Below are 21,452 nucleotides of genomic sequence, written 5' to 3' on the forward strand. Positions count from 1 at the left end.
TGTACTCGACCCTAACATGACAGGAACATGACGTTGGCGTTAAAGCTGGTACTGGCGAGAGAGAGGATTGCATGCCCCGTTTCCTGATGACGCGACCGGTTCAGATACCGGACACCCTCAAACTGACGCGCTACCAGAAACTGCCGGAGCTGGGCCCGCGGGTCCTGTTTTTCAGTGGCGGCTCGGCGCTGAACGGACTCTCCCGCACGCTGAAAGCGTACACCCACAACTCCATTCATCTGGTGTCGGCGTTTGACTCCGGTGGCAGCTCGGCAGTGTTGCGCAAGGCGTTCGACATGCCCGCCGTCGGGGACCTGCGTTCGCGTCTGATGGCGCTGGCTGATGAAACCGTACTGGGGCACCCGGAGATTGTGCGCCTGTTCAGCTACCGCCTGCCGAAAGAGGCCGACGCCGACAGCCTCAAACACCAGCTCAACCGTATGGAACAGGGCAAGGATCCGCTGGTGCGCTGTATCCCCAACCCCATGCGCAGCCTGATCTGCCATCATCTGGGCTACTTTCAGCAGGCGATGCCGGACGGGTTTGATCTGCGCGGGGCCAGTATCGGAAATTTGATCCTTACCGGCGGGTATCTGAACAACAACCGCACCCTGGATCCGATCATTTTCCTGTTCTCCCAGCTGGTCAATGTGCGGGGCACCGTGCGCGCGATCTCGGGGGATGAACGCCAACTGATGGCAGAGCTGGAAGATGGTTCCTGTGTGATCGGGCAGCACCTGTTGACCGGCAAGGAGGTGGCGCCTATCCGCAGTGCCATTCATCACCTGTCACTGGTGCGGTCGCAGAAAAAGCCCAAGCCGGCCGGCTCCAAACTGCGCAAATCCAACCGTAAGCTGCTCGCTTCGGCTGAATTGATCTGTTATCCGCCCGGCAGCTTTTACAGCAGTCTGGTCGCCAACCTGTTGGTCAGCGGTGTCGGAGAGGGCGTGGCGGATAACCCCTGCCCGAAAATCTACATTCCCAACCTGGGGCAGGACCCGGAGCAGTTCGGGATGACGCTCAGGCAACAGGTGGATGCACTGATTGCGTATCTGCAGGCGGATCTGGCAGAGCCGGTTCCGGTCTCTCGCCTGCTCAATCTGGTGCTGCTCGACAGCCGTTACCTGTCGGGTGTGGACGAGACGTTCAAGGCGCATCTGGATACACTCGGTATCCAGCTGGTTGATATGGACCTGACGGATCCGGCGCAGCCGGAGGTGTACGACAACGAGAAGCTGGTGTCGGCGCTGCTGTCGATGACCTGAGTGGCGGGCATAAAAAAGCCGCCCCGGAGGGCGGCAAAGTCAGCAAGTCGCTGAAGAGAGATAAGGAACACTGAACGGATCTGATCAGTTGCGGATCAGGTGATCGAAAGCACCCAGTGCCGCGGTGGCACCCGATCCCATCGAGATCACGATCTGCTTGTACGGTGTCGCGGTCACATCCCCGGCGGCGAATACACCCGGCATGGAAGTGGCACCGTGGCTGTCGATCACGATTTCGCCACGCTCGGTCAGCTCCAGGCTGTCTTTCAGCCATTCGCTGTTCGGCATCAGACCGATCTGAACGAAGATACCGGCCACATCCAGCACGTGGGTTTCGTCGGTGCGACGGTCCTTGTATTTCAGACCGATCACCTTGTTGTCATCGCCCAGTACTTCAGTGGTCATCGCCTGCTTGATGATGGTCACGTTCGGCAGGGACTCTGCTTTTTTCACCAGTACATCATCGGCGCGCAGGGTATCGGCGAACTCCAGTACGGTCACATCTTTCACGATACCGGCCAGGTCGATCGCCGCTTCGATGCCGGAGTTGCCACCCCCAATCACGGCAACGCTCTTGCCCTTGAACAGCGGGCCGTCACAGTGCGGGCAGTAGGCGACGCCCTTGCCACGGTACTCCTGCTCACCCGGTACGTTCATTTCACGCCAGCGGGCACCAGTGGCCAGAATGACACTGCGGCTCTTCAGCGTGGCACCGCTGGCCAGCTCTACTTCGATCAGTTCATTTTTGGTCAACTTGGCCGCCGACTGCTCGGTGATGATGTCGACTTCATACTCTTTAACGTGCTGCTCCAGGCTCGCAACCAGTTTCGGGCCTTCGGTGTAGGGCACGGAGATGAAATTCTCGATACCCAGCGTATCCATCACCTGGCCACCAAAACGTTCGGCCACGACACCGGTGCGGATGCCCTTGCGTGCGGCGTAGATGGCAGCAGAGGCACCCGCCGGGCCGCCACCGACGACCAGTACTTCGTACGGATCGCGTTCGTTCAGTTCAGCGGCCTTTTTCTCGGCAGCACCGGTATCCAGCTTGTTCACGATCTCGGACAGGGTCATGCGGCCCTGGCCGAAGTGTTCGCCGTTCAGGTAGACGGACGGTACGGCCATGATCTGACGCTCATCCACTTCTTCCTGGAACAGGGCACCATCGATCATGGTATGAGTGATGTTCGGGTTCAGGACCGCCATCAGGTTCAGTGCCTGCACCACATCCGGACAGTTCTGGCAGGACAGCGAGATATAGGTCTCGAAGTGGAACTCACCCGGCAGGTTGCGAATCTGCTCCTGCAGCTCGGCGTCCGCCTTGGACGGGTGACCGCCTGCCTGCAGCAGCGCCAGTACCAGCGAGGTGAACTCATGGCCCATCGGGATACCGGCAAAATTGACGCGCGGCGCTTCACCTGCGGCGCCTACGGCCATGCTCGGTGCACGGCGGTCATTGCCGGCCTTGACGCTGATCTTGTCAGACAGCTCGGCAATTTCACCGGCGAGCGTTTCCAGCTCACGTGATTTGTCGGTGTCGTTTGTGGTCAGGCTCAACTCGATCGGAGCCACGATGTTCTGCAGGTAGGTGTTCAATTGCTGCTTCAGGTTTGCATCCAACATAGCGAGTGTTCCCTCAATACCAAAAGTTCAGTCTTAGTCCTCGAATGGGCTGTCCGCCTGGTGGATCTCCTGTTGCGGCGGTGGTGCTCATTCCGAATATGTGGCTATCTTAACTACTTGATTTTCATGCGTGAAATTAATCGTAGTTAATAGGTTGATAGCTTTGTTTAATCACGAAATCAGCGCATCATAAATTTGGGTCATACATACAAAAACGCCACCCAAAAAGGGTGGCGCATGTGCGAGCCTTGCGGCTCGCGATCCGATCTGTCACTGGCCAGTGCTCGCCAGAGACCAATACGGATTTAGATCTTGCCGACCAGGTCCAGAGACGGAGCCAGAGTCGCTTCACCTTCTTTCCACTTCGCCGGGCAAACTTCACCCGGGTGAGCAGCAACGTACTGAGCGGCTTTAACCTTGCGCAGCAGGTCGTCAGCGTCACGGCCGATGCCTTCAGCAGTGATTTCAACTGCCTGGATAACGCCTTCCGGATCGATCAGGAAGGTCGCGCGGTCTGCCAGGCCCTGGCCTTCACGCATAACACCGAAGTTGTTGGTGATAGTACCGGTCTGGTCGCCGACCATGTAGTACTGGATCTTGTTGATGGTTTCAGAAGCGTCGTGCCACGCCTTGTGGGTGAAGTGAGTGTCGGTAGACACGGAGAATACTTCAACACCCAGTTTCTGCAGCTCTTCGTACTTGTCTGCAACGTCGCCCAGCTCGGTCGGGCAAACGAAAGTGAAGTCGGCCGGGTAGAAGAAGAATACAGCCCACTTGCCTTTTACGGTTTCTTCGGTGATTTCAACGAACTCACCATTTTTGAACGCAGTCGCCTGAAACGGTTTGATCTCAGTGTTAACGATACCCATGTGATTGAATCTCCTGAAGATTTACTGGGTTGCTGTGAAAATATGTGGCTATATTAGCCCGTGAGTCGCGATTCGTGAAATTGATGATGTCGATAGGGGTGATAGTTAAAGGCTATAAATCTTTCTATCGCCCATCCATGCATCGCATCCTAGTATGCTCGGCTAATTGACAAGATGCCACCTTCGCACACTCACTCAGGCCCGAACATGGCCCGGTGCAGCAGGCCGAAATGTTGAAAGGTGTAATCGGCCAAATGAGCATAGTCGGGCAACTCGGTAAAGTTGACCAGACAGGCACTCATGTGTGCGTTGCGGCCGGCTTCCAGATCATATCGATAATCGCCCACCATCAGCATGCTTTGCGCGGGCAGTGCGAAATCCCGCGCAATCTGAAGCAGAGCATCAGGATCAGGCTTGGGTTTGGACTGCTCGCGTGTGACCACACGCTCAATCGGAATGTCGTTGCGCGCCATCTTAAGTCGGGTGGACTGCTCTGAATTCCGTGTCACGATCGCCATCGGAATCCCCTGCGCATCACATCTGTCCACGAAGGCCTTCGCACCCGGTATCCAGTCAGACTGTTCGGCGTCACGCTGCTCGTGGCGATGAATGACTGCCATGGCTGCCTGTTGTTTATGCTCAGGTAAACCCTCTAGAAACGTCAGCACATCCGCTTCGGGCGGGCAGCCGATCTCCTGCTTGATCGCCCGAAAATTCAGTGAGGACGACACCAGTGTGCCGTCCAGATCGAAAATAATGCCTTGGATGTGTTTCACGGTGAGGCCTTGAGGTCTGGTCGCTTGAGTGGCAAGAAAGACTATTTCTCTTTCAACTCTTATGCTTACGTGGGCATTGCAAGGATTGGTTCATGTGATGGAACACCCCGATATTAACGGTCTTTGAGTATCTGTATTGGTTAGGGTCCTTGGTCACTAGGTACTTGTGCCATCAAGGCTGCTATTAATGAAGATCTGTTCTCGGTGCCAGTCCATCAAGCGAGCGTCAGGGCTGAATCGTTCAGGTAATTCAATGGCTTGCCCCTCAAGGTTGTAGAAATTTGCAGTGATAGCAGGGTCCGTTCTAGTTAGTTGTGGCGAGACAACTAAGCGCCAGTTCTCATCAAAGGTAATCAACCCCTGATCAAAAGCCCGGTCGTAGAGTGCAGACAAACAGAGCCCGTTGCTTGGGTTCAACCGATTAGCGGGATCTTGGCTCCAGGGCACGATATGACTGGCAATTAATAGGCGTTCTTCGGAAAGCCCGGTCAGACAGCAACGATTAGCATAACTGGACAGTACAGCACGTCTGAAAAAGGACTGCCCCACACGTTGTTGAATGACTTGTGGACGGGTAGTACCCGCCCGTATTTCTGTGGTGTTGAGCTCTAACGCCTCGGGCGCGGATGTTTTTGTTAAGCCTGCTTTGATTTGATCGCATTCCAGTACAAGTCCTTCCCAGTCAGAGTGGAAAGCGTCCCAAGTTTCACGGTCTAGCTTCGAAGCGTTGCTAAAGCCCTTTCGGCCCGATGCAAGAATCGCCGGATCCAAGCTGGCCAGGTTCACCAGTTTCATTGCGACCGCAGAAGGGGTTCGGCCAATCAACTGAGCCAGTTCGATAATAGCCGGATTATTCCGGTGCAAGCGGCCATAGGGCAGCTGGCAGTAAAGGTGAAAGGCGAGTTTAACTTCGTTAGGTGTCCAATCATTCCGTGACATCGAGGCTCCGTTATTCATGTGAACGGCTTTTGTAATAGTCAGAAGCTTATCATGCTGTTTGAACGCCCCTTGTTTCAACTCATCCACACCCATTCCCCACCCAAACTTATTCACACCTGCATCGCAAATAAAATCTGTTGATATCTTCATTGAAGTGGGGCGCTGTTTCTGTTCCATTTTTTCGAGGGCATGAAACTTACCCCCAGAAACCTTGAACACCTCTGTGGAAAACCTCATGACAACTGTGCTTCGATCATCTCTTAACCCCTTGAAATACGGGGTTTGCAGAAATGGTCAGGGTTTATTCAATTCGTGTTCAAAAATGGATGCACGGACAAAACCTTGCGCGAAAGTCAGAGCTAAAGCTGTGCACAAGCCTGTGTCTACCTGTGTACTTTCCTGTGTGTGAAGTTATGCACTGATTAGTTTATGACCGACCCTGGCCGGTAAGAGGAGGGGGCTCTGTGGTATTTCCATTGCCAATAGCTATCATGGATAAAGAAACTATAAATTTAAATAAATAGTCAGGGTTTATTAGGATTAAGTCATCAATAGCTCAGAGGAGATGCACCATGACCTTGATTTTACGTTACTTGAATACCGCTTCTGCCAACTCTCAGGTGCCTTCGCGTGAGAGTCATTCACAGGAGGCGTCAAAGCCGGTGTGCACGGAGTGTAATTACGCTGACAATTACTACGGAGACCAGGTTTGCGTGGCCGGGTCACGTTGAGTGGCTGGGTCTTCAAAGTAGATCACTCGGTTACGGCCGGCATTCTTGGCTTCATAGAGCGCCTTGTCGGCCTGTCGCAGCAGCGTTTCGGCTGACACGCTGCCCGCCTGTCCGGTGCTCAGGCCTGCCGAGAGTGTAACGGGGCCGATGGGCAGGTTGTTGAAATGGAAGTCGGCCGCTTCCACCGTTGTCCGGAGCTGTTCGGCCCGGGCTTTGGCGTCCTCAAGGCGGGTGTCCGGCATGACGATCACGAACTCTTCACCGCCGTAGCGGCAGATAATGTCACTGCTCCTGAAGGTGGAAATCAGCTGCTGTGCCACCTGTTGCAGCACCTTGTCGCCGGCGGCATGCCCAAAGGAATCGTTAAGTCGCTTGAAGTGGTCGATGTCGCAGATAACCAGTGAGATATCCGACTGGTTGCGTGCGCCGCGGGCCAGCTCGTGCTCGAGCATCTGATCCAGATAACGGCGGTTGTGGACACCCGTGAGGGCGTCTTCGTATGAAAAGCGGCTCAGAGCCTGCTGCAGCGCCACCTTGGACAGGGTCAGGTTGATGCGCTCGATGCCACGCGTAAACAGGATTTCCAGCGTGTAGGGGCTCAGGTTGTCAAACAGGCCGATATCCGGGTCCAGGTTAAGCCAGAGCATGCCGGTCTGCACCCCTTCATCCCCGGGCGTGTCATAGTGGATCGGGAAGCGTTTCCAGTGCTGACTCGGCGCTTTGAAGCTGGCGGGGTCCAGCTGCTCGGGCAGGTGCTCCTCGCTGTCCCATTGTGCGACGCGATGCAGCTGGTAGTCGTTGTTATCCTGTAAATAGTAGGCACCGGGCACCGGCGAGCAGAGCCCGCGGATCTGATCACTCAGACATTGCAGCGCCTGGTGAATGTCCCCGGTGGATTCCATGCTGGCGACCAGTTCATCCAGCGTACCGCGCTTGCGGTTGCCAAACTCCAGTGCCTTGACGCGTCGGGCGTCCTGTAGCGCCATTTTTTCCAGCTCCCGGGTGCGGTCGTTGACCCGCTCTTCAAGGCTCAGGGTCAACTGCGACAGGGCACGTCGGGTTCGGTTGAAGTGATGCACAGACAGCGCTATCAGGGCGAAGGCAAACACCAGTGAGCCCCAGCCGACCGGTACGTCCATCCAGGGAGCCCAATTATGTGCCACGGCCATATCCCACAGCAGCAGGGCCGTGAGCAGTCCGGTGGCCAACAGCAGCGTGCGCTGGTCAGGGGTGGCGTTGCGCCATTGGCGTGTTACCACGAACAGCATGGGCGGAATGCAAAGGGTAAACAGCAGGTCGAACGGAGGATAGGTGTTGGCCACGCTGGTCAGGCCGATGGCGGAGAGCAGCATGGCCGCCGAGAAATAACTGCCAAAGACCAGCATCAGCAGGTTGAACAGGCGTCTGTGATGTGGGCCGTACCAGCTGCGCAATAGCATCAGCAACGCAATGGGCAGCAGGTAATAACTGCCCGCTTCCACATAATCCCACATCAGTGGCTGGTTCAGTATCAGTTGCTTGGCCTGGCTGCCACTGAGCGCAAGCCCGGCGTTGCAGACCGAGAACAGTGCCAGTGCCAGCAGGTTTTTGCGTTCTGCATTGAGCAGGGCAAACAGCAGGCAGAGCAGGCCGATCAAGAGGCTGAAGGCGGTGATCGTCAGTCCATCGAACGATTGCTGCAGCACCTGCTGGTAGAGCTTCATCCGCTCCATGATCTTGACCTCGCCCCAGAGGCCGATGTCCAGATAGTTGCTGAAAATACGGAAATAGATCGGTTTCCCGGCCGCGTTCTGTGGCAGAGGGATCATATGCCAGGGCCAGCCCTGAAAGGTGCCCTGGCCTTGCTCATCAAACTCACCGTAATGGTAGATGCGCTCGCCCTCCAGGTAGACCTCCACAATCAGGTCAACGCTGAAGATATACATCACCGGGTCGTTCAAGTTGCCTTCAGGCAACACCGTGCGATACCAGACGTTTTGTCGGTCATTCCGGTCGGGTGGGTTGGAGGGAAAGTCGATGCTGTGCCAGGCATCCGGGGCCGGCTCAAGGGTCCAGGCAGGTACGTCGTTTACGAAGGGGGAATCACCCCAGCGATATTCCCAGTTTTGATCCAGCTGCACGGGCTCGGCGCCCAGGCGGGCGCCAAATAACAGACAAAAGGAGGCCAGCAGCGCAAGCACCGCAATAATGGGGGGCCGGTGTCCTTGTCTTAAAAAGCGCATCAGCGGGTCTTGTACCTGCCGTTCCTGATACCCGCAGTATATACCCTTACTGTGAAAAGGGTGTGAATGAGAAACGCGAAGTCTTCATCGGTTAATCAACTCGACAGGGCTCTCCCTGTTCCTGCGCTGCCTTTGCTTCACACAGGCGGCTCGCCAGCTCGTTGAAGCCGTATCCACCCGGTCGGTTCATGATCTCATGGGGGTGAGCCTGCATCCGGGGGAGCCAGGGATGAATGTTGGCCACGCCGAAGGTGTGTTTCAGATAGGCAAACATGGATTCGTCATTGGCCGAGTCACCGATGTAGGCAACTTCCTGCTGAATGCGCTCATCATCCAGGCCAAACCGCTCCTTCAACAGCCGCTCGGACATGGCCTGTTTACTGTAATCACCGAACCAGGCATTGATATGAATCGAGCTCACTCGTGCCTGAGCACCGGCCTGGTGAAAGGTGGAGACGACCTGCTGCAGCTGATCGGAGGTGATGCCCTGAACGTCCTGATTGTAGTCCAGCGCGACATCGGCCAGACGGTACGACTGGTCTTTCGCCAGTGTGATGTCGGGCACTCGACACAGGGCGGCTTGTGCCAGTGTCAGCAGGGTCTGCTGGCGTTGAGCACGCAGGCTTGGGTCATCCCAGCTTTGCAGCGCTACATGGCCCTGTGGATCGCGGTGGAAGTAGAAGGCACCGTTTTCACCGATCACGGCCGGGATGGGCCAGAGGCGTATCATCTGGTCACACCAGCCGGCACAGCCTCCGGTCACCGGCACAACGGTGATCCCGGCATCAGCCAGCCGGTACAGGGCTGAGAGGGTTTCCGGCAGCAGACGCCCATCGGTGGTGAGGGTGTCGTCCACATCGGTCAAAAGATAGCGAATATGGCTGAGGTCATGCATCCATCTGCCCTCCGGTTTGAATGAGGCCCACAGCGTGTTCCCGAAGTGCATGTTCCAGCTGAATGTCAGGCAGAGAATCGCATACCAGCAGGTCGATGCTGTCGAACCCGGCCACCTTGACCATTGGGCTACGGCTCCATTTGCTGGCATCGGCCAATAGCACGCGTTGACGGGCGTTGCGCAATATGGCGCGGCTTACGTTCGCTTCCTGGGGGTCAAAATCCAGCACGCCATCGTTCGGATGCAGGCCACCGGCCCCGACAATGCCGAAATCGACCCGGTACTGGTCCAGAGTGCGGGTAACCGGTTCGCCCACCATGTCGCGGTCGTTATGGCGCAGGTGGCCTCCGATCACCAGTACCTGAATCGCCGGGTATTCACAGAGGACACCGGCCACATCCAGGTTGTTGGTCAGCACACGCAGGCGCTGGTGTTGCGATAAGGCTCGGGCCAGGTGGGCGACGGAGGTGCCGATGCCCAGCATCAGGGTGGAGCCATCGGGAATACGCGCGGCCAATGCCTGCGCCATCTTGTGCTTGACGCCCGCATTGAGCTGTTCGCGGCTGCCGTAAGACAGGTTCAGGGCACTGGCGGGCAGGCTGACGCCGCCATGAATACGTCGCGCCAGCCCCAGTTCGCAAAGCTGATTCAAGTCCTTGCGGATCGTCTGGGTGCTGACCGAAAACTGTTCGGATAGCTGTTCGACCTCAAGTTCACCCCGGTGGTTGAGCAGGGCAAGGATGTGGTCCTGGCGTTCATTCAACATCATGAATCTCGTTAAACCGTTGCGGATAGTCAGTGATCACGCCATCCAGCCCCCAGTGCCAGAAGGACGCGATCTCGGCAGGTTCATTGGCCGTCCAGCAATACAGCTTGAGTCCGCTTTGCTTGATGGCCTGTACGCGCAGATAGTTAAGCTGGCGCCAGTGAACGTGCAGGCTGAACAGTGCCAGCTGCTGTGCCTGCTGATGCCAGTCACAGGGCAGGTCATCCACCAGCAGGCCACGGCGCAGGAGTGGGGCCTGCAGCTGGCATTCCGCCAACAGGGAGCGACTGAAGCTGGAGATCAGCAACTGCTCGCTCGGGAAGGCGGTTTGGTCCAGTGCTGCCAGCACGGCGGATACCAGGGTCGGTGCAGGCAGGCCATGATCCTTGATTTCCAGATTCAGACCGAGTCCAAGCCGGTGCAGCAGGACAAGCGTGTCGGTCAGAAGGGGCAAGGGCTCAGTCGGCCAGTCTGGCAGCCGTGCTGCCATATTCAGGCCATCCAGTTCGGCCGGCAGGCACTGTTGCAGCAGTTCATTGCGATTACCGCAGCGGCCAGTGGTGGCGTCATGGCTCACCACCGGTGTGCCATCGGCCAGCAGGGTGACATCCAGCTCGATCCAGCCTACGCCGATCTCGGCCGCCTTGCGAAAGCCGCCCAGGGTGTTTTCCGGGGCCAGACTGGGCACACCGCGGTGGCCCGTCACGCGGGACGGGGTGTTCAGTGAAGTCATCTTTCAGTTGATCCGTTGTTGGCGTTGGGCGCAGAACAGGTGGAGTTCATCGCAATTAAATCCCAGGGATAACCGTGTGCCGAGCGCACAGCTGTGACTGCCCTTGAGACGCACAATCAGTTCCTGATCCAGCCCCGGCACCTTGCCATGCACCAGCGTATCGGCTCCCAGCTGTTCCAGCAGGCTCACGTCCAGTTCAATGCGATGTGGGTAGTCCGGACCGCGATGAAGGTGCTCGGGTCTCAGGCCCACGATCACGTCGCCGTTGAAATTCACCTTCTGTTTCAGCGGAATGCTCAAATCGCCCAGGCGCAGATGGTTGTCGGCCAGCACGCCGGAGGTGAAGTTCATGCTGGATGAGCCGATAAAGCCCGCCACAAACGGGGTTTGCGGGCGCTGGTAGACCTCCAGTGGTGAACCTATCTGCTCTGCGCACCCGGCGTTCATCACCACCAGACGGTCGGCCAACGTCATGGCTTCGGTCTGGTCATGGGTTACATAGACGGTGGTGGTGTTGAGTCTGCGCTGCAGGCGCTTGATTTCGATCCGCATCTGGCCACGCAGCTTGGCATCCAGGTTGGACAGGGGTTCGTCAAACAGGAACACCTTGGGCTGACGCACGATGGCACGGCCCATGGCGACCCGCTGGCGCTGGCCGCCGGAGAGCTGGCGCGGTGTTCGGTCCAACAGGTGCCCCAATTGCAGCATCTCGGCGGTGGACTCCACCTGCTGACGAATCTGCACCTTGGGCACCCCGCGATTGCGCAGGCCGTAGGCCATGTTGTCGAACACACTCATGTGCGGATAGAGCGCGTAGTTCTGGAACACCATGGCGATATCGCGCTGCGCCGGTTCCAGCCGGTTTACCTGCTGCTCGCCGATGTGCAGATCGCCATCGGTGATGCTTTCCAGCCCCGCGATCATGCGCAGCAGGCTGGACTTGCCACAGCCGGAAGGGCCGACCAGTACGATCAACTCGCCGGGTTCCACATACAGGTTGAGACTGTGAATGGCCTGATGGCCGTTGGGATAGGTTTTGCCAATATTGGCCAGCGATAGATTGGACATCATTATTTCTCGGTTTCAACCAGGCCCTTGATAAACAGGCGCTGCATCAGAATGACCACCAGCACCGGTGGCAACATGGCCATCAGCGTACTGGGCATGACCAGGTGCCAGGCGACTTCGGCATCGCCGACAGCCAGCATGCGCTGAATGCTCATCACCACGGTGTAGTAGTGCTCATCGGTGGTGATCAGCAGCGGCCAGAGGTATTGGTTCCAGCCGTAGATGAACATGATCACGAACAGCGCCGCCAGATTGGTGCGTGACAGTGGCAGCAGGATGTCGATGAAGAAGCGGATTGGCCCTGCGCCATCCATGCGCGCCGCTTCGATCAGTTCGTGTGGCACCGTGAGGAAAAATTGGCGGAACAGAAAGGTCGCCGTGGCACTGGCGATCAGCGGCAGGATCAGGCCGGAGTAGGAGTTGAGCAGACCCAGGTCAGCCACCACTTCAAATGTCGGCATGATGCGTACTTCCACCGGCAGCATCAGGGTGATGAAGATCAGCCAGAACGACAGCATGCGAAAGCGGAAGCGGAAAAAAACGATGGCGTAGGCGGCCAGCATGGAGATCAGCAGCTTGCCGATGGTGATGCCCAACGCCATGATCAGACTGTTACCCAGCATGCTGATCAAATTCACGTTGAGCGTTTTCTGACCGGTTTCCAGCCCCAGCGCCATGGCGTAGTTGAGCACAAAGCGATCGCCGGGCCAGAGTGGCACGGTGCCGCTGTTCAGGGCTTCCGGGGCATGGGTGGAAGCCACAAAGGCGATCCAGATCGGAAAGGCCACCACCAGTACACCCAGACACAGAATCAGGTGACTGATCAGATTAAGCAGAGGACGGTTTTCGATCATCAGTACTGCACCTTGCGTTCGATATAACGGAACTGCACCACGGTGAGTGCGCCGACAATGGCCATCAGGATCACCGATTGGGCGGCGGATGAGCCCAGATCCAGACCGTTGAAGCCGTCATCGAACACCTTGTACACCAGGATGCTGGTGCTGCCGCCGGGGCCGCCCTGGGTCACGGCGTGGATGATGCCGAAGGTATCGAAGAAGGCGTACACCACGTTGATCACCAGCAGGAAGAAGCTGGTGGGGGAGAGCAGCGGGAACAGAATGGTCCAGAAGCGTTTCATCGGTCCGGCGCCATCGAGTGCCGCGGCTTCAATCAGCGAGCGCGGGATCGCCTGCAAACCGGCAAGGAAAAACAGGAAGTTGTAGCTGATCTGTTTCCAGGCGGCGGCAATGATCACCAGCAGCATCGCCTGGTCACCGTTGAGAAAATGGTTCCAGTCGTAGCCCAGCTGCTCCAGAAGATAGCTGAGAATGCCGATGCTGGGGTTGAACATGAACATCCACAGCACGCCGGCCACGGCAGGGGCCACAGCGTAGGGCCAGACCAGCAGAGTGCGATAGACACGGGCACCGCGAATCACCTGATCGGCCATAACGGCCAACAGCAGTGCACCGCCCATGGACAGAGCAGTGACGCCGATACTGAAAATAAAGGTGGTGGCAAAGCTGCGGTGATAGATCTCATCCTGCAGCAGCACACTGAAATTCTCGAACCAGACAAACTCGGTGGACAGGCCAAAGGCGTCCTCCATCAGGAAGGACTGCCAGACTGCCTGAGCCGCGGGCCAGAGAAAGAACACCAGCGTGATCGCCAACTGCGGCAGCAACAGCAGCCAGGGCAGCCAGCGATGGTTGAATACGGGTTGGCTTTGCATGGAATCTCCGAAACGTGCAGAAACGGCAGGGCCGACTGGCCCTGCCTGTCACGGTATTAGCCGTTCTGACGCTCGAACTTGCGCAGCAGCTTATTGCCACGCTCAACCGCACGGTTCAGGGCGGCTTCGGCGCTGTCCTTGCCGGACCAGACGTTTTCAAGTTCTTCGTTGATGATGTCGCGAATCTGTACGAAGTTGCCCAGGCGCAGGCCCTTGGAATTGGCGGTCGGTGTGACAGAGGTCATCTGGGTGATCGCCACGTCGGTACCCGGGTTCTGAGCGTAGAAGCCCTGCTCACGGGTCAGCTCGGCCGCATCATGGGTGATCGGCAGGTAACCGGTGAACTGGTGCCAGTCGGCCTGGATTTCCGGGGACGACAGGAAGCTGTAGAAGCGTGCTACACCCTTGTAGTCATCCTTGTCATGGCCCTGCAGGGTCCAGAGGGTGGCGCCGCCGATGATGCTGTTCTGCGGCTGCTCGATCGCCTCACCCCAGGTGGGCAGCTGAGCAACGCCGAACTCGAAGCCCTTGGCGTTGTTTTTCACCCCGGCGTAAGAGGCGGAGGAGTTCATGTACATGGCACATTCGCCGCTGTAGAACTTGGGCGCGCTGTCAGAGCGACGACCGCCGTAGCTGAAAATGCCTTCTTTCTGCCAGTCGGCCAGCTGCTGAACGTGTTTCACGTGCAACGGGCTATTGAACGCCAGTTCCGTGTCCAGACCGGCAAAGCCGTTGTTTTCGGTGGCGAAGGGTACGTTGTGACGGGCGCTGAAGTTTTCCAGCTGCACCCAGGACTGCCAGCCGGTGGTGAAGCCACAGTCGTAGCCGGCTTCCAGCAGCTTGCGACCGGCTTCGCCCATCTCTTCCCAGGTTTTGGGCGGCTCGACACCGGCCTTGGCCAGGGCATCCTTGTTGTAATAGAGCACCGGGGTGGAGCTGTTGAACGGCATGGACAGCATCTTGCCGTCGTTGCTGGTGTAGTAGCCGGTGACAGAGGCGAGATAGTCACGGGGGTCGAACGCCTGACCGGTATCTTCCATCAGCTGATACACCGGATAGACAGCGCCTTCGGCGGCCATCATGGTGGCGGTGCCTACTTCGAATACCTGCACAATGTGCGGCTGTTCCCTGGCGCGGAAGGCTGAAATCGCCGCCGTCATGGTCTCGGTGTAGTTACCCTTGAACACGGGGACAACCTGGTAGTCATCCTGGCTGGCATTGAACTTGTCAGCGATCTCATTGATCTTCTCGCCCAGTTCGCCGCCCATGGCGTGCCACCACTGAATCTCGGTTGCTGCCTGTACCTGTGCCGCCATCACTGACAATGTCAGTGCTCCCACTGTCTTGCGCAACATGGTTTCGCTCCATCCATTTGTTTAGAACAGCCATCAGGGCGAGCAACGTGTGGCACCGCCCGGTTCGAGATGCATTGCAACAAATGGATGTTTCATTTGATTGTCAGTCTGCTTTCAAATGAAAGTCAGTCTGGTGACAGCGGTGTTAAGTGAAGGCAGGTGCGGGTTCGCTGGCCTGTTCCAGCTCCTTCAGAGTCGCGTCCAGCACCGGCGAGATGGGGGCGTCCAGCTTGAGGCTCAGCAGTTCATCGGCACGGGTCCTGCCGAGTGTGAGGGCGGCGATGGGTTTGTTCCATTCGCTGGCGCGGCGGCAGAAGCGGAAACCGGAATAGACCATCAGTGAGGAGCCGATCACCAGCAGGGCATCGGCCTGCTGAAGCGCTTCCAGAGCATCCACGACGCGCTGTTTGGGTACGTTATCGCCGAAAAACACCACATCAGGCTTCAAGATGCCGCCGCAGCTCGGGCAGCCAGGAATACGGAAACCACTGAAATCCACTTCCAGGTCTGCATCGCCGTCCGGAGCGGTGGCGGCGCTCAGTTGGGTAAAGTCGGGGTTAAGCACTCCACTGCGTTCGTGCACCTCATCCCGGGTGCATGTGAAGTCACAGCTCATGCAGATGACACGGTCAGAGCGTCCATGCAGGTCAATGACGCGCTGGCTGCCGGCACGCTGGTGCAGACCGTCCACATTCTGGGTCACCAGCAGGTCGATATGCCCTTGCTGCTCCAGTCGGGCCAGGGCGGCATGCGAGGGGTTGGGCTGTGCATCCCGCATCACCGGCCAGCCCACCAGACTACGGCCCCAGTAGCGCTTGCGGGTATGCTCGCAGCGCATGAAATCCGGGTGCTGCACCGGCTGCTTGCGTTTCCAGTCGCCATTCTTGTCGCGGTAGTCGGGGATACCGGAATCGGTACTGATGCCAGCGCCGGTCAGTACCAGCAGGTGTGGATGGCGATGGATGAAGTCAGTCAGTTCAGAGTGAGGCATGGTCGTATCCGTTTAAGCTCTGACAGTTCGGTGTGCGCCGGTCAGCTGCCTTATGGTAGCAAGGGACTGCTTCAATGCTCCATATAGATCAGCTCATCCACCGGATAACCGGCTTCGCGTGCTGTGTTGACCAGTTGCTCCAGCGTCTCTGTATCCATCTGTGGCGAACGTGAAAGTATCCACAGGTAGTCCCGATCCGGGCCGCTGACCAGCGAATATTGATAGTCTTCGTGGTCCAGCGCCATGATCACGTAGGCGCCATAGAAAGGCCCGAAAAAGGAAACTTTCAGGTAGCCGGTATCAGGGTCCTCGACAAAGTAGGCCTTGCCTTCGGCTTCGCGCCATTCTTTCTTTTCAGCATCATAGCCCCGGTTGATCACCCTGACGCCACTATCCTCACGCAGGCTGTACTGTGCCTGCACCTGACTCAGGCCACGCTCGAACGCATGATCGAGCCGAGCAATTTCGTACCAGGTGCCCAGGTATCGGTCGAGTTCAAAGTTCTGCACCGGTTCGACACGGTCCGGCAGGCTGGTACAGGCGGTGAGCACCATCAGCATCAGCCCTGAAAGCAGTGCGCGCATGAAAATTCCTCGCATCGGTAGGTCATGATCTCAGCTTAGTTGCTATACGCCGGCGTCAGGATCTGGACCATCCCGGGAACAGCTGCTCGCAAAGTTTCGATCAAATTGATCAATAGGGCTGCGTTGATGGCCCCTGCAGGGTGTATGAAAATATTCACCATCAGTATGTGGCCGGTCATCAGGCCTGCCGCCATGCGACCGAGCAATTTTAAGGAGTCTGCCCATGTCCGCGCGTCAACCCACCCTGCTTGTCCCCCACGGGGCCGGTCCCTGTTTCTTCATGGACTGGAATCCAGCCCACGCCTGGGACCGGATGGCCGAATATCTGAGCACCATTCGTAATCATCTGCCGGAACCGCCCAAAGCGATTCTGATGGTATCGGCACACTGGCTGGAAGCGGAATTTCGGGTTACCACCCATGCCAGCCCTGAGCTGATTTATGACTATTATGGATTCCCCAGGCACACCTATGAGCTGACCTATCCTGCTCCCGGCGACCCTGCGCTGGCGCAGCAGGTGGTGGATCTGCTCGGTGAGGCAGGGCTGGCGGCATCCGGTGATGCGCAGCGCGGCTTTGACCATGGCATGTTTATTCCGCTGAAACTGATGTTTCCCGCCGCCGATATCCCGGTGGTGCAGCTGTCGCTGCGACAGGACATGGACCCCGAAGTTCACGTGAAGGCCGGACAGGCGTTGGCCTCCCTGCGTGATCAGGGGGTATTGATTGTGGGCAGCGGCATGAGTTTTCATAACATGCAGGGGTATGGCGATCCGCGCTTTGGGCCGGTGTCCGATCTGTTTGACCACTGGCTCAAGCAGACGGTTGAAGCCCCTGCCGCGGAACGCAATCAGGCTCTGAGTCAGTGGTCCGAAGCGCCCAATGCACGGCTGTGTCATCCGCCGCGGGCGGAAGAGCACCTGATTCCCTTGATGGTGGCCGCCGGTGCCGCAGGCGACGATGCAGGTCGTCAGGTGTTTACCGACCGGGTACTGGAAACCCGGCTGTCCGGCTTTCAGTTTGGCTAGAGGAGCAGGCATGTCCATTCAGGTCGCGGTCTATGGCACGTTGAAACGGGGTCAGAGCAATCACCATTATCTGGCGGGCGCCGCGTTTCGTGGCGAAGCCCGACTGGAGGGTTTTGCACTCTACGATCTGGGCCCCTGGCCAGCCGTGAAGCAGGCCAGAGGGGTGGTGCAGGTGGAAGTCTTCCAGGTGGACGCCGAGATGTTTGCCGCGCTGGATCAGCTGGAGGATTACTGCGCCCATGCCCCTGAAACCGGCCTTTATGACCGCATTGAAGTGGACACGCCCTATGGCCGGACCTGGCTGTACCTGTACAACCACGAGGTTCAGCCCGAACAGCACCTGCCCGGGGGCAACTGGGTCGGGCGTCAGGGCTCCATCCAGCGCTGAATCCAGCGTCGTACCGGGGAATCTGCCTGCATCGCTTCAACGGCGCCCATGCGATAGTGCTCGGTGTAGGGTTTGAATCCGGCTCCCGGCATGCGGTCGTAGGGGCAGTCCTCGGTCGGGTCCACATACAGAATGGTGGCTGCGCCGCTGCTGCCCTGCCAGGCCTGGAGGCAGAACTGCACCACCGACTCGCTGCTGCCGATCACCAGCACCAGGTCGTGTCGGGTCAGGGAGTTCATCAGCTCAAACAGGTCGCGATAGACCGGTGCGACCTCGCCGAAAAACACCACATTGGGTTTGAAGTGGGGCGGGTGCGCCGCATGATCAAACGCCTCGTAGCCGATCGGCTCGATCCTGCCGTCCGCCAGGTTGACCAGCTCCAGCAGGTTGCCGTGGATATGCTCGACCTGAGGGCTGCCGGCCCGCTCGTGCAGGTCGTCCACATTGGTGGTCATCAGGCGTACCCGTTCACCATAGGCCTGTTGCAGCTCAGCAAGGGCGCGATGAGCGGCGTTGGGCTCGACTCCACGCAGGGCAGTGCGACGTGCATTGTAGAAGGCGTGCACCAGAGCGTAGTTCTGCTCGAAGGTGTCGATGTTGCAGACTTCGTCGATGCGGTGGTTATGCCAGAGGCCGTCAGGGCCGGTGCGAAAGGTAGGGACGCCGGACTCGGCGGAGACGCCGGCGCCGGTAAAGATGATCAGGCGTTTTTGCATGGGGCTGGACCTCGTTGTTGCGCCTGTTCGAGTGTACCAGCCCTGTGGATGAAAAGTGCACCGGTAACCGGGGCTACCGGTGCAGGTTGAGACCCGATCAGCTCAGGTTGTAGATAAAGACCACCAGTACGGCGATCGGGGTCACGAACTTCAGGGTGTTGTACCAGAGGCTGAAGCCACCGGCAGACAGCGAAAGTTCGTTTTCCAGAGCCTGCTTCGACATGAACCAGCCGACCAGTACCGCGACCAGCAGACCGCCCAGCGGCAGCAGGATGTTGGCGGTCAGGTAATCCAGCAGGTCGAAGATGGTCTTGCCCTCGAACATGGCAAACATGCCCAGCGGGGTGACATCAGACCAGAGGTTGAGCGACAGGATAGAAGCGATGCCCAGTGCCCAGCAGACAAAACCGGCGATCAGGGTACTGATGGTACGGTTCATGCCTTTCTGCTCTTCCAGCCACTCCACCAGCGGCTCCAGCAGTGAAATGCCGGAGGTCCAGGCTGCAAATACCAGCAGCACGAAGAACAGGGTTCCGAACAGGGTGCCCATCGGCATCTGGCCGAACGCCAGCGGCAGGGTCTGGAAGATCAGGCCCGGACCGGCCCCCGGCTCCATGCCGTTGGCGAAGACGATCGGGAAGATGGCCAGACCGGCCAGCAGTGCCACACCGGTATCCATCACGGAAACGGTGATGGAGGCCTTGGCGATGGAGACGTTTTTCGGCAGGTAGGAACCGTAGGCCATCATCACGGCCATGCCGAGGCTGAGGGTGAAGAAGGCGTGACCGAGCGCGACCAGCACGCCGGAGGTGGACAGCTTGGAAAAGTCAGGCTGGAACAGGAAGCTGACCGCCTGGCTGAAGTGACCGGAGGTCATGGCATAGCCGACCATGATCAGCAGCAGTACGAACAGACCTGGCATCAGGATGCTGGTCGCACGCTCAAGACCGGAGCTGACCCCGCGGGCGACAACCACCATTACCAGTGCCATGAACAGGGTGTGCCAGCTGAGTAGCGTCATCGGGTCGCTGAGCAGGCCGGAGAAGATTCCGCCCACGGCTTCGGCGGTCTGTCCGCTGAACTGGCCCGATGCGGAGGTGCCCACATAGGACAGCGCCCAGCCACCGATAACTGAGTAGAACGACAGAATCAGGAAACCGGCCAGAACGCCCACGGCGCCCACCAGTTTCCACAAGGGGTTGAGCTTGTCCCGCTCGGTGATCAAACGCAGACTGTTGACCGGGCTGCGGCCACCTCGGCGACCGATCAGCACCTCTGCCATCATGATCGGGATACCGACCGCGGCAATACAGATCAGATAGACCATGACAAAGGCCCCGCCACCGTGCTCACCGGTGATGTAGGGGAATTTCCAGATGTTGCCCAGCCCGACGGCCGAGCCGGTTGCGGCCAGAATAAAGGCCAGTCGTGAGGACCAGAAACCACGTTTGCTGACGGTGCCCTCCTGGACACCGGTCGCGGTGGCGGAAGAAGAGTAGGACATAGCTGTCTCCTGCTTGGGTTTTCTTGTTTTCGGGGGACAGGAGCCGACCGGAGCCGGCTCAAGTATGAATGTTCAACACCTCAGGCAATCAGCCGGCCTTGGCCAGCGTGCTGTCCTGCTGTGCGGGAACATGGTCAAAGCGCTCTTCGGCCAGCTCGTTGGCGATGACGCCGGCGGGGCGGGCATCACGGTCGGAACGGACAAAGATTTCGCTCAGGGTGTCGCCGATGGTTTCCACGTGGGTGCGGACCGTCTCCGGCTCATAACCGGTGCGGCTGTGGAACACATCGATGATGCCGCCGGCATTGATGACAAAGTCGGGGGCATAGAGGATGTCGTGCTGCATCAGCAACGCATCGTGATCGGGGCGTTCAAGCTGGTTGTTGGCGGCACCGGCCACCACTTTGGCCTGCAACTGGGGAATGCTGGTGTCGTTCAGTACGGCACCGAGGGCGCAGGGCGCGACCACATCCACCGGCAGACGCAGGATCTCGTCGGCGCTGACCGGAGTTGCGCCGAACTCTTCCACCGCACGGTCCATCTGATCCTGATGGATGTCGTACACCCAGAGCTGGGCACCGGCTTCGTGCAGGTGGCGCGCCAGTCGGTAGCCCACGTTGCCGATCCCCTGTACCGCAACCTTGAGGCCGGTCAGATCGGTGCGGCCGAGCTTGTGGCGCACGGCGGCTTTCAGGCCGACAAAGGTGCCGTAGGCGGTGGCCGGCGAGGGGTCGCCGTCGCTGGGTTTGCCGTCAAAGCCGATATGTGCGTCCACACCGGCGACCTGAGTGGTATTGCGGCCCATGATCTTCAGATCTGCCACGCTGGTGCCTGAGTCCTCGGCGGCGATGTAACGTCCGCCCAGCTGCTCCAGGCAGCGGCCCATGGCTTCCATCAGCTCTTCAGTCTTGTGCTTGCGCGGATCGCCGATGATGACGGACTTGCCGCCGCCCAGATCCAGGTTGGCCAGCGCGGACTTGTAGGTCATGCCCTTGGACAGGCGCAGCACATCACGCAGGGCTTCCTCGTCACTGGCATAGGGGAACATGCGGCAGCCACCCAGTGCCGGGCCGCGTGAGCTGTTGTGAACGGCCACAATGGCCTTGAGTCCGGTCTTGGGGTCGCTCAGAAAGCAGACCTGTTCGTGGTTATCGAATTCGGGATGTGAAAATACGTTCATGGTGTTTCCTTCAAAATCAGTGGCCCCGCAGTGCCGCGCAGGCACTGTTCAGGGCGAAAAATCGGGTGTTGGCGTCTCGGTACCG

20 protein-coding genes are annotated in these 21,452 nt (G+C 58.4%); 3 read left to right on the plus strand and 17 right to left on the minus strand.

All coding sequences use genetic code 11. The features are described 5' to 3' along the window. The first annotated feature begins 71 nt into the window (after positions 1-71). Positions 72-1,265 (plus strand): GAK system CofD-like protein, encoded by a 1,194-nt coding sequence (locus tag H9C73_RS00805; RefSeq protein WP_236013993.1) that lies wholly within the window; start codon positions 72-74, stop codon positions 1,263-1,265. An 84-nt stretch (positions 1,266-1,349) separates the two neighbouring features. Here the strand turns inward: H9C73_RS00805 and ahpF are convergent, their stop codons facing one another. The 14 genes from ahpF to H9C73_RS00875 all read right to left on the minus strand — a co-directional run bounded on the left by ahpF (position 1,350) and on the right by H9C73_RS00875 (position 16,552). Beyond that, positions 1,350-2,888, minus strand: coding sequence for an alkyl hydroperoxide reductase subunit F (gene ahpF, locus H9C73_RS00810; protein ID WP_209285869.1), 1,539 nt, complete (start codon positions 2,886-2,888; stop codon positions 1,350-1,352). 305 nt (positions 2,889-3,193) lie between these two features. Further along, positions 3,194-3,751 (minus strand): alkyl hydroperoxide reductase subunit C, encoded by a 558-nt coding sequence (gene ahpC, locus H9C73_RS00815; protein WP_456238093.1) that lies wholly within the window; start codon positions 3,749-3,751, stop codon positions 3,194-3,196. Positions 3,752-3,948: 197 nt separating this feature from the next. Next, entirely contained in the window at positions 3,949-4,533 is a 585-nt protein-coding gene (locus tag H9C73_RS00820) for an HAD family hydrolase (RefSeq protein WP_209285871.1), read from the minus strand. A gap of 156 nt (positions 4,534-4,689) precedes the next feature. Next, positions 4,690-5,691: an HNH endonuclease gene (locus H9C73_RS16305; protein ID WP_209285872.1), complete on the minus strand. Its 1,002-nt coding sequence runs from the start codon at positions 5,689-5,691 to the stop codon at positions 4,690-4,692. Between the two features lie 475 nt (positions 5,692-6,166). Then, the gene (locus tag H9C73_RS00830; protein ID WP_209285873.1) at positions 6,167-8,425 is read right to left on the minus strand and encodes a GGDEF domain-containing protein; all 2,259 of its coding nucleotides are present in this window, start codon (positions 8,423-8,425) and stop codon (positions 6,167-6,169) included. Positions 8,426-8,516: 91 nt separating this feature from the next. Beyond that, the gene (locus tag H9C73_RS00835) at positions 8,517-9,320 is read right to left on the minus strand and encodes an HAD-IIB family hydrolase (RefSeq protein ID WP_209285874.1); all 804 of its coding nucleotides are present in this window, start codon (positions 9,318-9,320) and stop codon (positions 8,517-8,519) included. Further along, on the minus strand, positions 9,313-10,086 hold the full coding sequence (locus tag H9C73_RS00840) for a DeoR/GlpR family DNA-binding transcription regulator (protein ID WP_236013994.1): 774 nt from the start codon (positions 10,084-10,086) through the stop codon (positions 9,313-9,315). Before H9C73_RS00840 ends, H9C73_RS00835 begins: the two co-directional genes overlap by 8 nt. Next, a complete protein-coding gene (locus tag H9C73_RS00845; protein ID WP_209285876.1) occupies positions 10,076-10,819 on the minus strand; it encodes a glycerophosphodiester phosphodiesterase family protein in 744 nt (247 codons plus the stop codon). The genes H9C73_RS00840 and H9C73_RS00845 overlap by 11 nt, the downstream gene beginning before the upstream one ends. Positions 10,820-10,822: 3 nt before the next feature. Beyond that, entirely contained in the window at positions 10,823-11,887 is a 1,065-nt protein-coding gene (gene ugpC, locus H9C73_RS00850) for a sn-glycerol-3-phosphate ABC transporter ATP-binding protein UgpC (RefSeq protein WP_209285877.1), read from the minus strand. Between the two features lie 2 nt (positions 11,888-11,889). Further along, positions 11,890-12,741: a sn-glycerol-3-phosphate ABC transporter permease UgpE gene (gene ugpE / locus H9C73_RS00855; RefSeq protein ID WP_209285878.1), complete on the minus strand. Its 852-nt coding sequence runs from the start codon at positions 12,739-12,741 to the stop codon at positions 11,890-11,892. Then, a complete protein-coding gene (gene ugpA, locus H9C73_RS00860) occupies positions 12,741-13,622 on the minus strand; it encodes a sn-glycerol-3-phosphate ABC transporter permease UgpA (protein WP_209285879.1) in 882 nt (293 codons plus the stop codon). Before ugpA ends, ugpE begins: the two co-directional genes overlap by 1 nt. Before the next feature lie 56 nt (positions 13,623-13,678). Then, a complete protein-coding gene (gene ugpB, locus H9C73_RS00865; protein ID WP_209285880.1) occupies positions 13,679-14,977 on the minus strand; it encodes a sn-glycerol-3-phosphate ABC transporter substrate-binding protein UgpB in 1,299 nt (432 codons plus the stop codon). A gap of 145 nt (positions 14,978-15,122) precedes the next feature. Continuing rightward, a complete protein-coding gene (locus tag H9C73_RS00870) occupies positions 15,123-15,968 on the minus strand; it encodes an NAD-dependent protein deacetylase (RefSeq protein ID WP_209285881.1) in 846 nt (281 codons plus the stop codon). A 71-nt stretch (positions 15,969-16,039) separates the two neighbouring features. Then, positions 16,040-16,552: a lipocalin family protein gene (locus H9C73_RS00875; RefSeq protein WP_456238092.1), complete on the minus strand. Its 513-nt coding sequence runs from the start codon at positions 16,550-16,552 to the stop codon at positions 16,040-16,042. Between the two features lie 223 nt (positions 16,553-16,775). Between H9C73_RS00875 and H9C73_RS00880 the strand changes: the two genes are divergently transcribed. Together H9C73_RS00880 and H9C73_RS00885 are read left to right on the plus strand one after the other, a co-directional pair. Next, positions 16,776-17,579: a DODA-type extradiol aromatic ring-opening family dioxygenase gene (locus H9C73_RS00880; protein ID WP_209285883.1), complete on the plus strand. Its 804-nt coding sequence runs from the start codon at positions 16,776-16,778 to the stop codon at positions 17,577-17,579. A gap of 10 nt (positions 17,580-17,589) precedes the next feature. Then, a complete protein-coding gene (locus H9C73_RS00885; RefSeq protein ID WP_209285884.1) occupies positions 17,590-17,967 on the plus strand; it encodes a gamma-glutamylcyclotransferase family protein in 378 nt (125 codons plus the stop codon). Here the strand turns inward: H9C73_RS00885 and H9C73_RS00890 are convergent. From H9C73_RS00890 to H9C73_RS00900, 3 genes are all read right to left on the minus strand, one after another. Then, positions 17,946-18,683: an SIR2 family NAD-dependent protein deacylase gene (locus tag H9C73_RS00890; protein WP_209285885.1), complete on the minus strand. Its 738-nt coding sequence runs from the start codon at positions 18,681-18,683 to the stop codon at positions 17,946-17,948. The genes H9C73_RS00885 and H9C73_RS00890 overlap by 22 nt on opposite strands. A 97-nt stretch (positions 18,684-18,780) precedes the next feature. Beyond that, positions 18,781-20,187 (minus strand): sodium-dependent transporter, encoded by a 1,407-nt coding sequence (locus tag H9C73_RS00895; RefSeq protein WP_209285886.1) that lies wholly within the window; start codon positions 20,185-20,187, stop codon positions 18,781-18,783. A gap of 88 nt (positions 20,188-20,275) precedes the next feature. Then, positions 20,276-21,367 (minus strand): Glu/Leu/Phe/Val family dehydrogenase, encoded by a 1,092-nt coding sequence (locus H9C73_RS00900; protein WP_209285887.1) that lies wholly within the window; start codon positions 21,365-21,367, stop codon positions 20,276-20,278. Positions 21,368-21,452 lie beyond the last annotated feature (85 nt).

The sequence above is a fragment of the Marinobacterium alkalitolerans genome, assembly GCF_017776525.1.
Lineage (GTDB): Bacteria > Pseudomonadota > Gammaproteobacteria > Pseudomonadales > Balneatricaceae > Marinobacterium > Marinobacterium alkalitolerans.